Source organism: Pseudoalteromonas thalassia, assembly GCF_049257215.1.
GTDB classification, from domain to species: domain Bacteria; phylum Pseudomonadota; class Gammaproteobacteria; order Enterobacterales; family Alteromonadaceae; genus Pseudoalteromonas; species Pseudoalteromonas lipolytica_C.
Genome location: NZ_JBMMUE010000020.1, coordinates 63326 through 77599 on the forward strand (window position 1 = coordinate 63326; position 14274 = coordinate 77599).

11 protein-coding genes are annotated in these 14274 nt (G+C 41.1%); 7 read left to right on the forward strand and 4 right to left on the reverse strand.

Annotated elements, in window-relative coordinates; translation table 11 throughout:
• Positions 1-55 precede the first annotated feature (55 nt).
• The 3 genes from apbC (at position 56) to AAEU31_RS18580 (ending at position 7113) form a co-directional block, all read left to right on the forward strand.
• Positions 56-1135: an iron-sulfur cluster carrier protein ApbC gene (gene apbC / locus AAEU31_RS18570; protein ID WP_235382506.1), complete on the forward strand. Its 1080-nt coding sequence runs from the start codon at positions 56-58 to the stop codon at positions 1133-1135.
• Between the two features lie 310 nt (positions 1136-1445).
• Positions 1446-4088: a family 16 glycosylhydrolase gene (locus AAEU31_RS18575; protein WP_421967992.1), complete on the forward strand. Its 2643-nt coding sequence runs from the start codon at positions 1446-1448 to the stop codon at positions 4086-4088.
• A 76-nt stretch (positions 4089-4164) separates the two neighbouring features.
• Entirely contained in the window at positions 4165-7113 is a 2949-nt protein-coding gene (locus AAEU31_RS18580; protein WP_421967993.1) for a TonB-dependent receptor, read from the forward strand.
• A gap of 82 nt (positions 7114-7195) precedes the next feature.
• Here the strand turns inward: AAEU31_RS18580 and AAEU31_RS18585 are convergent, their stop codons facing one another.
• Entirely contained in the window at positions 7196-7522 is a 327-nt protein-coding gene (locus tag AAEU31_RS18585; protein WP_135925164.1) for a hypothetical protein, read from the reverse strand.
• 276 nt (positions 7523-7798) lie between these two features.
• On the opposite strand from AAEU31_RS18585, the gene dcd reads away from it, so the two are divergent.
• Both dcd and AAEU31_RS18595 read left to right on the forward strand, forming a co-directional pair.
• Positions 7799-8386 (forward strand): dCTP deaminase, encoded by a 588-nt coding sequence (gene dcd / locus AAEU31_RS18590; protein WP_235382503.1) that lies wholly within the window; start codon positions 7799-7801, stop codon positions 8384-8386.
• A gap of 129 nt (positions 8387-8515) precedes the next feature.
• On the forward strand, positions 8516-11011 hold the full coding sequence (locus tag AAEU31_RS18595) for an EAL domain-containing protein (RefSeq protein WP_421967994.1): 2496 nt from the start codon (positions 8516-8518) through the stop codon (positions 11009-11011).
• Here the strand turns inward: AAEU31_RS18595 and AAEU31_RS18600 are convergent.
• Entirely contained in the window at positions 10977-11753 is a 777-nt protein-coding gene (locus tag AAEU31_RS18600; RefSeq protein ID WP_421967995.1) for a CLCA_X family protein, read from the reverse strand. The genes AAEU31_RS18595 and AAEU31_RS18600 overlap by 35 nt on opposite strands.
• On the reverse strand, positions 11753-12352 hold the full coding sequence (locus tag AAEU31_RS18605) for a tRNA-uridine aminocarboxypropyltransferase (protein WP_421967997.1): 600 nt from the start codon (positions 12350-12352) through the stop codon (positions 11753-11755). The genes AAEU31_RS18600 and AAEU31_RS18605 overlap by 1 nt, the downstream gene beginning before the upstream one ends.
• A gap of 127 nt (positions 12353-12479) precedes the next feature.
• Here AAEU31_RS18605 and AAEU31_RS18610 point away from each other — a divergent pair, with 127 nt between their 5' ends.
• The gene (locus AAEU31_RS18610; protein WP_135925156.1) at positions 12480-12824 is read left to right on the forward strand and encodes an Hpt domain-containing protein; all 345 of its coding nucleotides are present in this window, start codon (positions 12480-12482) and stop codon (positions 12822-12824) included.
• A 93-nt stretch (positions 12825-12917) separates the two neighbouring features.
• Complete coding sequence (locus tag AAEU31_RS18615) at positions 12918-14135, forward strand: pyridoxal phosphate-dependent aminotransferase (RefSeq protein WP_135925153.1); 1218 nt, start codon at positions 12918-12920, stop codon at positions 14133-14135.
• Between the two features lie 46 nt (positions 14136-14181).
• Here the strand turns inward: AAEU31_RS18615 and AAEU31_RS18620 are convergent.
• Positions 14182-14274 (reverse strand): IS3 family transposase (locus AAEU31_RS18620; RefSeq protein WP_421966783.1); only part of this gene is annotated, 93 nt, incomplete at its 5' end.

A 14274-nucleotide genomic window follows, 5' to 3' on the forward strand; every position in this document is an offset into this window, starting at 1 on the left:
TGAATGTTACATAATTCCGCAGCACTTTTCATCAAAGAAACGCTAATTTATTGCTATGTTTGGACTGTCAAAACTATTCTCAAGTAAATCGGCTGAAAAAGCGCCTATCATTGCTGCCTTAGCCGCCTATCGTAGTAGCGCATTTGCTATTGGCATTGAGCAAGACTGGCTCGAAGAGCTAAATCAAAACAGCGATAAAAGCTGGCAAGTCAAATTAAGCCTACCTTTTGCTGGCTGTGGCGAAATCAACGAAATTGAAAAGTTTGTCAGTGATAAACTATCTGTGCCTGTGTCAATTACTGCTCAGGTCAGGTTACCGAACGTATATAGTTTTAAGCAAATAAAACATATTGTACTCGTTGCGTCAGGCAAAGGTGGAGTAGGAAAATCAACGACGGCAGTGAATCTTGCTTCGGCTTTACAGCAAGAGGGGGCACAGGTTGGTATTTTAGATGCCGATATTTATGGTCCGTCTATTCCTCTGCTATTGGGTCTACAAGGGGCTGAGCCTAAAACAGAGGATAATAAAAACTTACTTCCTTTTGAGGCACATAACCTCAAAGCGCAGTCGATCGGCTTTTTAGTACCAAGTGATGATGCAACCGTTTGGCGTGGTCCTATGGCATCAGGAGCACTTAATCAATTAATGAACGAAACTGCTTGGGGAGAGCTTGATTATCTAATCGTTGATATGCCACCTGGCACGGGTGATATTCAATTGACCATGAGCCAAAAAGTACCTGCTAGTGGTGCGGTTATCATTACCACTCCTCAAGATTTAGCCTTAGCCGATGCGCAAAAGGGCATTGCTATGTTCAATAAAGTGAACGTCCCCGTGCTTGGCTTAATTGAAAACATGAGTTACTTCTTATGTGGTCATTGTGGGCAACCAAACCATGTTTTTGGCAAAGATGGCGCTGTAACATTGGCTCATCGCCATGGTGTGCCTGTGCTGGCTAATATCCCATTGGCAATTGAAATTCGTGAGAGCTCAGAGCAAGGTGATCTGATAGCGCAGGATAGTGCGGCTGAAATAAGTTGTACTTATAAAACGGCAGCTCGGGTCCTTGCTAGTAGTTTATATTATCAGCAAGCCCAGACCAGCAAAGTAGATATTGTTATTACAGAAGACTAATTATTGAAATTTAGTCATTAATTAGTGTGTATTTTGCATTAGTTTGTAATGAAATAATATTGTTTTATTTGGCATCCTCCTTTATTTACGCATTACTGAAGCATGATTGATAAATTTAGGAATAAACTCGGTTTATTTGTTAATAATTTATTGACGTTTTAGTAACCTTGTCATACTCTATGTAAGCGCTTACATTTTTGTTCTTTTTTATTTGATCTCAATTGTAAGCGCTTACAAATTGGCTGAAACTAATATTTGCTATTAATATCAGCTGTAAACTAACAAACACAGAATGTTAGGGTTCAATGCAATGAACAAAATAAAAACACACTTAACGCAACTCGCTATGGCACTATCTGTGGCGACGTTAGCAGGCTGCGGTGGCTCTGCCACAGACACAAAAATCGATACCATTGACCCAAGTGAGCCCGTTTCAGATTGGGTTGTGGTATGGGAAGACAACTTTGATGGCGATTCCATTGATGAGGGCAAATGGAATTTTGAAATAGATTGCGCTGGCGGTGGTAACAATGAAAAGCAATGTTATACCGACAGTGAAGAAAATGCATTCGTAGCTGATGGTATTCTAAATATCGTTGCATTACCTGCAGAAGAGGGTGCTGCAAAACCTTATACCTCTGCGCGCATTAACACACGTTACAAAGCTGATTTTAAATATGGACGCTTCGAAGTCCGTGCCAAACTTCCAAGTGGTCAAGGCTCATGGCCTGCATTTTGGATGATGCCAACAGATGAAGTGTATGGTGGTTGGCCACGCTCTGGTGAAATTGATATCGTTGAGTCGGTTAACTTGAAAGTCCCAACAGATGACGGTGTTGAGTCAAATATCTACGGTACGCTTCACTATGGTAAAGAGTGGCCAAATAATGATCAAAGCGGTAAGGCTTATACATTTGATCAAGGCACTAACCCAGCGGATGATTTTCATACCTATGCAATTGAATGGCAAGAAGGTGAAATTCGTTGGTATGTAGACGATTATTTATATGCTACTCAACGTAAATCTGAAGTTTTTTATGATTCTTTGGGACAAGCGCGGGGCCTTACACATAAGGGATGGTACACAGAGTACTTTGATCAAACAACCGGTGAGTTAACAACTTTCTGGGATGCATCTCCTTATGATCAAGAGTTTTATTTAATCTTAAACTTTGCTGTAGGCGGTGACTGGCCAGAAAACGTTAATGCAACGGGCATTGACGCAAGTGCATTTGAAAATGGTCAAACTTTTGAAGTTGACTATGTTCGTGTTTACGAATGTGCACAAGACCCGGATACAGGCAAAGGCTGTGAAACAGTTCGCCCTGGTTACGATAATTTAGAAGATGCACTAGTACAAGGTAAAGCTCCTGCACCTACACCACCTAGTGATGGTACAGTAACGCCGCTTACTATTTTTGATAGCAGCTTTAACCCTAACTGGCCTGCATGGGATTGTTGTGGTGGTTCAACTCCTGCACTTGTTGAAGATGCTGAGCGTGGTAATGTTGTTGAATTTGTTGTGGGTGCATCGCCAACGGTAAATGGTTTCATTAGCCGTGATGCATTTATTACCGATGAAAACGGCCAAGCCACTCCTTATGACGCAAGCGCTATGCTAGAAGACGGTTATGTGCGTTTTGATATGCAAGTGACTTCATTACCTTCTACTCCTGATGCACCTTGGCTTTTCAAAATTGAAAGTGATGAAGGCAAGACAGCCGTTGAGCTAAACCTAAGTGCTAGCACTGAAGGTGTTAGCCCTGTAGCTGGTGAGTGGCAAACATATACCTTCCCATTACAAACATTAGCTGACGCAGGCTTAAATGTATCTTTGATTGATGTTGTAATGATTTTCCCAGCATGGGGTCAAGGTGAAGGCGCTGTTTACCGTGTTGATAATGTCGAAATCACTAACGGTGGTTCAACAACATTACCTTCACTAACACTGTTCACTGATGAGACTAACCTAGACTGGCCTCTGTGGGATTGCTGTGCGGGCTCAACACCTATTGAAGTGGTTGATGATGAAGAGCATGGTGTAACTGCTGAGTTTTCTATTGGTGCAACGCCAACAGTAATGGGCTTTATTAACCGCACCTCATCAGGTGGTAGTGGTACTCAATTTGATGCAACTTCACTTGTTGATGACGGTATGTTGCAATTTGAGATGAAAATAACATCGCTACCATCAACTCCTGATGCACCATGGATGTTAAAGGTAGAGTCTAATGAAGGGGCAACAGCGGTTGAAGTTAACCTTAATACGAGTACTGAAGGTGTTGATCCGGTTGCGGGTGAGTGGCAAACCTACACATTCCCTGTAAGCACACTACTACAAGCTGGTTTAGATGTGAGTGCTATCGATGTCATCATGATTTTCCCTGCTTGGGGTCAAGGTGAGGGTGCTGTGTACCGTATAGATAATGCACGTATTTATGCACCGCAGCCGCAATCAGATCTCACTTTATTTGCAGATAGCGTAGCAGACCAATGGAGCATTTGGGATTGTTGTGCTGGGAGTACACCAACTGTAGAAACAGACGACGAAGCACACGGCTCAGTTGCTGAGTTTCAAATTGGTGCTCAACCAACTGTAATGGGTTTCTTAGCAGCAGATGGCGTGAGTTTTGATGCATCACACATGTTATCTCAAGGTGTAGTTCGTTTTGAAATGAAAATCGTTTCAAACGCAAGTAACCAAGATGCGCAGTGGTTATTTAAAATAGAATCAAACGATGCAGGGCAAGCTGTGGAGCTTCCACTAAGCGCAAGCCAAGAAGGTGTCGAGCCAGTGGTTGGTGAATGGCAAACATACACATATACACTTGCCGATTTACTAAGTGCAGGCCTTGATATTAGTGCAATCGACGTTGTTATGGTGTTCCCTTCATGGGGCATGGGTGAAGGTGCGGTTTACCGTATCGATAATGCAGTCATTGCGAATCCTTAATTAACACTGGCAACAATGGTGGGTGCCAAACTGGCACCTACATACCATGGCAACAAATTGCAAAAGCAGGTAAATCATGAAAAGCACAAAATTTATTAAAACGCCTCTTGCAGCTTCAGTGGCGATGATCTTAACCGCAGGGTTTGGCACTATGCCGATGGCTTACGCGCAAGATGAGCAAGCTGACAAAGAAATAGAAATTATTGAAGTAAAAGGTATTCGTGGCAGTTTGATCCGCGCCATGGATATGAAACGCGATGCTACAGGTGTAGTTGATGCGATTTCGGCAGAAGAAATGGGTAAATTCCCAGATACTAACTTAGCCGAGTCACTGCAACGTATTACCGGTGTATCTGTTAGTCGTTCAAACGGCGAAGGCAGCGAAATCACAGTGCGTGGTTTTGGCCCTGAGTTTAACCTCGTAATGCTTAACGGCCGTCAAATGCCGGGTACTGGTTATACACGTTCTTACGCCCTTGAAAATATCGCCGCTGACGGTGTAAGTGCACTTGAAGTTGCAAAATCTGGTCAAGCAGATGTACCAAGTGGTGGTCTTGGGGCAACAGTAAACATTATTACGACTCGCCCTTTAAATAGCCCAGGTGAAAAATTTAGTTCGTCTATTAAGGGTATTCACGACTCCTCAAATGAAGAAGGGGATGATGTAACTCCTGAATTCTCAGCGATGTACAGTAATACATATGTTGATAATTCAGTTGGCTTTGCCGTTTCATTCTCACATCAAGAGCGTGATTTCCAACAACAAAGCGCAAACATTCAAGGCTGGCAAGCGAATGTAGATTTACCAACATTAGATGAAGGTGACTACATTGACCCACGCCCAGTAGATAGTGAAGGCAACCGTGTTGGTAACCATTTCTTTCCAAAAGATATGAACTACAGCATTGCTGATGTTGAACGTGAGCGTACTAACGGCCAAGTGACTTTACAATATGCACCAGTTGAAAACTTCACTGCAACGGTTGATTACACGACAAGCCGTGCAATTACAGGTGTTGAAACAACAGGTTGGGGTATCTGGAACGACTTTAGTACAAACATTAATAGCTATGAGCTAGATGAAAATGGTACTGCACTTTATGCCGATATTAGTGGTAACGATGGTTCATTTACTGCAAGCCGTGGCACTACAGAAGTAAAAGCACGCTCAATTGGTTTAAATTTAGAGTGGCAAATCAACGATGCGTGGGAAGTTGAGTTCGATTATCACGATTCGAAAAATGAAACAGACAATGGTGCAGATGACGGTTTAGGTTCTGACGGCCAGATCATTCTTGGTTCTGACCAACTCCGTAGCAAGGTGTATGACTATCGTACTGGTGAAATCCCGCATGCATATGTTAATTGGAATAATGGCACAACGGTACTTGATCCAAGTGAAATTGATTCGAACTTCAGCCAGTTTATTTATTCGCCGGGTGAGTCTAATGTAGAGCAAGCGCAGCTTCATGCTACGTGGTTAAATGACAGCTTTGAAATTCCACTTGTTAAAGTGAAATTTGGTGCTGCCAATACCAAGCAAACTATGGGTGGTTTTACTGCATGGAGTGGCTTACGTGGTGGTCCTGGCTTTAACCCATCATTCACAGAGATCTTCCCAGACGGTATGTTCACTTATAATGATACTGGTGACATGCTAGATCAGTTCGCTGGTGGTGGTAGTGCCCTTGAACCAAATTACTATTACACCTATAGCTTTGAAGAGGCGTTAGCTCGTCAGCTTGCTTTTTTAAACGAAGATTTATTGGGCGATAATCAATACTCAATTGACCCATTTTTTGATGGTATCGACAGTGAAAGCTATGTAGAAGAAAAAACGCAAAGCTTCTACGTCAATACACTTTGGGAGTTTGAGTTATCTGACTACTTTGTTCAAATTAACGCAGGCTTACGCTATGAAGAGACCGATGTCACCAGTACTGTTCGTCAGAAAATAGAAAAACAGGTTAACTGGGTAAGTGAGTCAGAGTGGATCATGCAGTACGAAACAGGCGGTACAGATAACTTTTACCAAGAAGAAGGTAATTATGATATCTGGTTACCTAATATCGACGTAAAAGTTGAGATCACAGATGAACTTGTTGGACGCGTTTCGTGGGGTAAAACCATGGCTCGTGCACCGCTTGGTAACCTTGCTGGTGGTCGAAGCTTAACTGGTAGTCCAAAACCAGGTTCGCGTACCGGTGGTCAAGGTAATACTAACTTGTTGCCGTTTGAGTCAACGAATTTAGACTTATCGCTTGAGTATTACTATGGCGAAGGCAGCTACGCATCAGTTGGCTACTTCAAAAAAGACGTTGATAACTTTATTCAAACGCAAATTACTGAAACAACGATAGAAGGTCTACATGACATTCTAAATGGTCCTCGTTACCAAGAAGCCATTGCTTCTTTGGAAGCACGAAATGATGAAGTAACTAGTAAGACAATATTTAATGAAATGCTAGCACTTGGTTATGGTAATGCGGATGGTGCTATTGAACCAACTAGTGCAGACCCACTAATGGTATGGAATATTTCTCAGCCACAAAATACTGATAGTAAATCGGTAGATGGCTTTGAAGTTGCTGTACAGCACTTGTTTGGTGAAAGTGGTTTCGGTTTAGGTGTTAACGCTACATTTGTAGATGGTGATGTTGAATTTGATGTTAATAGTTTAACACAGCAAGCGCCTTTATCAGGTTTGAGTGATTCTGCTAACTTCCAAGCATTCTACGATAAAGACGGCTTGTCAGTTAAAGTTACTTACGCTTGGCGTGATTCGTACTTGATTGGTGTTGGTCAAGCGCAAGGCTCATCTGATGCACCGCCACAATTTGGCGATACGTTTGGTCAATGGGACTTAAGCGTTAACTACGACATTAATGAAAACATGACAGTTTTCTTTGAAGGTATAAACCTTAACAACGAAACTGAACGTGGATACGGCCGTTATGAAGAGCAGTTCTTATTTGCTCGTCAATACGGACCTCGTTACACAATCGGTGCACGTTATAGCTTTTAATCTCATATGAACCCTAATGAGAACCAAAGCCGCTCAATGAGCGGCTTTTTATTTTAGTAAATATAAAAAGGATACACTGCGCTTAAAAAAGTTTATTGCGACTGAAAAAGTAAGCTGAAAAATAGCAGAAAATAGCAATGCCGGGGTTAATTAATAAATTGGGCATAAACACAATGTCGGTTTCACCATAACAATAAAGATAAAAGACCATGGTGAGTAATGAAGGTAGCGGGAAAAAGAAAGTTTCGTTTGCGACTAGGCCAACCACCGACCAGCTTGTTAGTAACAATGAGCCAATGAAGACGAGAAAGCCGTGCCAAATTTCTTGTTTTTTAGCGTAGTGTTTGGCGATTAAAATAGCAACAACACATGCCGGCAATGTTATTACGGATAAAATAACGTAATCCATAACAACTTATCCTCACTCTCCCTATAATTCGGCAATTAGAACAAAACTCATGACTTCAGATAAATCAGAAACAGCTGATGTTGTTACCTGAGAAGACTTATTTAATCGAGATTTATTAGCGCAACACGCTGCTGATTTGTGTAATATATGTCACACTATGTCCATTCCATTTTGCTTAACTGCTACACAATAAACTCTTTGTGTTTTTAAGTTTAAGCTTAGCGTGTTTTTTCAGCTTAAAATCATATGTTTAAGTTGTTTTAGGTAGAATAATAAATGAGATTATCAGATACCCATATTCAGCAGTATATTGACCAAGGCCGTATAGTTATTGAGCCTACACCGAGTAAAGAAATGATTTCAGGTGTGACGGTGGACTTGCGTTTGGGCAATAAATTTCGAGTTTTCCAAGATCATACCGCAGCTTATGTTGACTTAAGTGGTCCAAAAGATCAGCTAAACAAGGCGATGGAATCCATTATGAGTGATGAAATTGTGCTTGCTGAAGAAGAAGCTTTTTTCCTTCATCCAGGTGAATTAGCTTTGGCAATTACCTATGAAAAAGTAACTTTACCTGCTGATATTGTAGGTTGGTTAGATGGTCGTTCATCGTTAGCACGACTTGGCTTGATGGTACATGTAACTGCACATCGTATTGATCCCGGTTGGTCAGGAAATATTGTTTTGGAGTTTTATAACTCAGGTAAATTGCCATTAGCGCTACGACCAATGATGAAGATTGGCGCTATGAGTTTTGAAACCATGACAAGTCCTGCTGAGAATCCTTACAACACACGTAAAGATGCAAAATATAAGGATCAAAACTCAGCTGTTGCAAGTCGAATAAGTGATGATAATAAGTAAAATATTGTGTGGCTTTTAGTGCCACACGCCCATACGCCTAAACTTTTTACCTAATTAAAGTATGCATAATTGGCAATTTAAGCGTATTCACCCCATACTTTTAGCTGGTGTTTAAAGCACGGAGCTAAAATGCATTTTATTGGCAAGCACATCCATCGGGTTGTTAGAACGCTGCTCATAACAATGTGTTGTGTTTTTTTACACAGCTTTAGTACCTTTGCTGCCAATGAGAGTCCATCGATTTGGCTGCTTGACTCTGCCGAGCCTCTTGCCAAATTAAGTCAATCGCTGGAACAGTCACTTCAAAATGCAGAACAGCTTAATGCTCTCGAAAGCAGTTCAATCCGCCTTGCCCCGCAAACATCCCACTGGTTAGTAATCGATTTATTGCAACTACCCGACAATAAAAATTACGTTGTTTATCTAGGTGAGCCAAATTTAACCTGGGCAAAGTTTTATCTGTTAGATGAAAATTCTCAGGCTACCAATAATCAGCGGCTCGCCTCACTTGAAAGTTTATCGAATGTGCGACCACATTGGTTAATAGAGCATAGTCAAGGTCATCGCTGGGCACTGGTTAACTTTGAGCACGATAGGGCGCTGACTATAGAAGTTGGGGTAGTTGCTGCAAAAACCTTTGAAATAAACTTACATCAAATCATTTTAAGCTATGGCGCTATTTTAGGTGTGCTGATTATATGCATGTTTGTGTGCGCTATTTATTTTGTGGTATCGCAGCAACCAAAATACCTGCTGCTGAATGCTTACTTCGTACTGGTTAGTATCGGATTTTTGATTGATAACGGGCTAATAAGCTATTTCGTTAATGGCATAGATTGGGAAGCAAAATGGCCTGTTAATGAGTTTGCATTATATTTTGCGAGCTATTTCTTATATCACTTTCTGGCAATCCATACCTATAAACCCCGCTTTAAAAAGGCATGGCAAGTAATGATGGCCTGTTTACTCAGCGCGGCCGTGTTGTCATCACTATTGCCTCAGTTTAATCATCAATGGTTATTTATAGTTTCATGTATTGGATTTTTAAGTTTTGCAGCTGCTGTATTTTTTAGTGTAATGCAGCGAAAAAATAGCCGCACCTATCTACGTGTATTTATGTTAATGACGATTGTGACTCAGGTGCTTAGTTTATTCATTTGGAATGGCTTTGGTATTGGTTACCATGGTGTTCATAACACCATTTTGCTTATCACATCACTGGCGATATGTTCCGTGCTGTTACTTAAAGATCGTCAGCAAATAGCGGCATTTAATTATTCGATGCTGCATGATGCGGAGACTAAACTGCCTAATAAGCAATTTTTGCTCGCACAAATGATGAAAAAAGTATCGCAGAAACAACACTTTTCCGTCTTATTATTTAAACCACATGTTCTTTCAAATGCACGTTCTACGTTTGGTTTTGAGCAAGCAAATATTTGTATCAATGAAAGATTAAGTATCTTAAATACTCAGCTACAGACCATGAATGCATTAAAGCTTGAAATTCAAGCCAGTAGAAGCGCATGGCTTGCTCATGTTGATGACAGTACGTTTGGTTGCTTAGTGATAGGTGAATTAGAACTCAGTCATATAGAGCAGTTTGCATGTTTGATCCATGGGGTATTTGAAGAAGGGCTCACCCATGAAGATATTAATTTAGTCGATAGTGTTGATATTGGTGTTGCCTATTATCCGATGCACGGCAATACCGCGAAGCAAATTTTACAATGTGCCATACAAGCAATGTCTGAAAAACGTTTACAAGGTGAGCGTTGGCGAATGTTCAACTCTGAGAGTGCGCGGCTTTCTGAACAAAGGCTATCGATTGCCGCAGGACTTAAAATGGCGATAGATGAAAATCAGTTAAGCTTACACTTTCAACCACAGGTTTGTTTGAAAACAGGCAAAGTAGTGGGCTGTGAAGCTCTATTACGCTGGCATCATCCAGTATTTGGTGCAGTGAGCCCTGATGTGTTTATTCCAATTGCAGAGTCTGCGGGGGTGATCAATCAGCTCACTGAATGGGTGGTCGAAAATGGAATTCAGTGGCAAGCGAAGTTTTGCACACTGATACCCGATCACGTTATTTCCATTAATATTTCGGCTAAAGATCTATTAAATAAAGACTTACCTGTGCTGTTAATCACTATTTTAAATGAACAAAATGTGCGTGCCGAGTCGGTTATGCTGGAGCTGACTGAGTCAGCTACATTAGAGGAGAGTAAAAAGATTAAAGCCACACTCGATGACTATCGTTTAATTGGCTTAAAACTCGCGATTGATGATTTTGGAACAGGCTATTCTTCACTTGCTTATTTAAGTCAACTTGGCTTTGATGAAGTGAAAATAGATAAACAATTTGTGTTAAATCTGCCGTTTTCAGTAAATGATCAGAGTATCTGTCGGGCAACTTGCGACATTGCTGCCACACTAGGCGCGCAGGTGGTTGCAGAAGGAATTGAAGATCAGCAAAGCCTAACTATGCTGCAAAGTTATGGCTGCCAGTTTGGACAAGGGTATTATTTTTCAAAGCCGCTTTGTGCTGATGATTATTTAGCTTGGATTAGTGAGGTGCAGAAAGTTGAACTTAGTTTTGATGCAACAGCGAACCTAGTTGATTAAAGTAATTTAGCAGTGCTGCAAAGCAGCGCATCGCATGCTGCTCATCTGGATAGATTAAGCCACTTGTTGATAAACCACTTACTAAAAAGCTATTTTTTATATCAGGGTGCATGGCAATGCACTTTTCAAAACAGCGAGCTGCGAGTTCCTCAGGCATGCTCATATATAGCTGTTTTACTTGCTGATCAAAAGCAATAGATTGTTTTACATACTCATTTGGGTTTGCACCTGAGTTATCTAAAAAAACCTGATGATAAAAATCATTTAAGCGCTGATTAAGTGGGTGACTTAAATCTGGTGACTGTTCGAGCCATAAGGCAGAACAAAACTGCATGCTTTTTCTATTCGCAAATAAATGTTGGCAGATATGATGATCAAAGGCATGAAACCATTCGTGTGCAAGTGCGCCACCCCCGGCATTTTTAGCCAGTGCTAACGTTTGGCTATGGGCATTATAATGTGCTTGTACGCCTTTTTGGCCGCCATGACCAAAAGCGAAATTAAGCTTACCCCGCAGACCAATAGCTGTTGGCGGTAAGCTTAATATTTGAGCAAGATCGGCTAGGGCATCATAAATTAAATTAGCCGCGAGTAGACGCTCTTGTTTGGTCACCCAGCTACCCACTAACATAGTACGAAACCCAAACGTGTCACGAATGTCATTGAAATCAACTTGATCATCAAAGCGGTAGTCGGGGCCTTGGCGATTAAAACCTGCACTCAATCGTTTAGAAACACGCATTAAAGATATCGAGCCCTTACATCTTCTGGCATGTGCTTAGTTTGCTTGTCAACTAATGCTGCGAGTAATTTATACAATGGCGTAACGTCAAGCCGTTCAATTAAGTGAAGACTATGGGCTACAGCCTCCAATGTTGACAAGCTATCTTCACGGGGAGCTTTTCGTATTAAATACTGATTTTGAGGTAGTTGCTTAAAACTAACGGTCTTAAACTGTTGTAAACTAGGGGTAAGTTGGCGCATTTTAAATGCTTTTTTCCAGGTGCCATCTATAACAATCAAATGTGTTAGTGTTTGTTTAAATATATTCACTTCTGAGCTTTGCTCATCAAGACACCATGCGTCATGGCTTGGGTATAAAACAGCAGTGCTAGATTTTGGCAAAGTTTGCAGCGAAACAAAGTCTTGCTCAGATTCTCCAGCAATAATTTGGCAATTGGCTAAGCCTAAATTCAATAAATGCGCCGTGTTTTTAGTAATTTTTTCCTCACTTGGGTGGCGTAATATAATGATTTTTAGTCTATTATTGATTATGTTTATAGAATCACATAAGCAAGTTTTAGTAGAAAAGCCACAGTGGGAGCATAATTCTCTAGCCATATAAACTCGGAATACGGTAAAAGTATCCATAGTATACATGAGCTTAACCTACAAAGCAGGTTTGCTTTTTGACTAAGAACAGCTAAAGTTGCGGTTCTAGTTTTATGTTTTTGATTGAGGGATAAAAATGACGACAATCACCATAGACGAAAGTGCACTTGAAGGAATGGAATCGCTTTTAGGTGATCAGTTTGCAGATACCTTGAGCTTTTGTTGTAGTGAGTTTCAGCGACTAGGTTCAGAGGTGTTAGCTAACATAGGCACCGATACAGAAGCTGCAGCACGCCATGCACATAGCTTAAAGTCAAATGCGGCGCAATTTGGCGCGCAAAGTCTGTCAGAAGTTGCTCAAGCGATTGAACATGCTTTAAACGAAAGTGATTTCGCAACGGCTGAGCAAAAAGCTGGCTATTTAGATGAGCAAGTTATAGGTTCAGTTGAAAAATTACAGGCTTGGTTTACTGGCCGTTAAAAACTTGAATTTATTTCAGTTGTAACTTCAAAAATCCACTAGCATGGTGGCCCTTTACTGGGGTAGTCTAAAGGCTCATTAGTAGAGGTAACCATGTCACAAATAAAAAAGAGTCACAAACTAGACGGTGTCTGTTATGACATCCGTGGGCCTGTGCTTGCACAAGCTCGAAAAATGGAAGATGAAGGCCAAAAAGTATTAAAGTTAAATATCGGTAATCCTGCCGCCTTTGGCTTTGATATGCCTGAAGATATGCATAAAGATATCATCCGTAATTTATATTCAGCCCAAGGCTACTGTGACTCTAAAGGCCTCTACTCAGCCCGTGTGGCTGTCTATCAACACTATCAGCAGCGTGGCTTACACAATCTTGATGTCGATAATATTTATATTGGCAATGGGGTAAGTGAATTAATTCAAATGACCACACAAGCATTACTCGATAATGATGATGAGGTCTTGATCCCTGCACCTGATTATCCATTATGGACTGCATCAGTTAAGTTGGCGGGCGGTAACCCAGTGCATTACTTATGTGATGAAGAGCAGGATTGGTTTCCTGATATTGCTGATATAAAAAGTAAAATCACATCGAAAACAAAAGCTTTGGTACTTATTAACCCAAATAACCCAACAGGTGCAGTTTACAGTGATGACTTGCTTATGGAGCTTATAACCATTGCTCGCGAACATAAGTTGCTGTTATTGAGCGATGAAATTTACGAGAAGATTTTATACGATGGTGCAACTCACAGCTCAATTGGGGCCTTATGCGATGACGTGCCAATTATCACCTTTAATGGTTTAGCTAAAACATACCGCGCAGCAGGTTTGCGAATGGGGTGGATGGTGTTAAGCGGCCGCACTAGCATGATGGACGATTTAAGCCGTGGCTTGGATATGCTGGCATCAATGCGTTTATGTGCCAATGTACCGGCACAATATGCTATTCAGCAAGCCTTAGGTGGTGTGCAATCAATTGACAATTTGATTAACCCTGGTGGTCGCTTGTATGTGCAACGCGACATAGCTTGGCGTGGATTGAATGCTATTGACGGCATTAGCTGTAAAAAGCCTAAAGGGGCACTCTACGCATTTGCGAAAGTAGATACGGCGCACTTTAATATTAAAGACGATGAACGCATGATTTTAGATTTACTCAAAGCCGAGAAAATCTTACTTGTGCATGGTCGTGCTTTTAATTGGCCAGATCCTGATCATTTCAGATTGGTGTTTTTACCAAACAAAGATGATTTAACAGAAGCGATGAGTAAGATGCAGCGATTCTTCGCTGATTATCGACAAAGCTAAAAAAAGCGAGCCGAGGTGAAGTGACCCCATAAAGTTGGACTCTTTGCTAAGCGGTTGCCAAGGCCTGATTTCGATACTGTATCGGACTCAGGCCTTTTAGTTTCAGCTTAATACGCTCATTGTTGTAATAGTGGATATA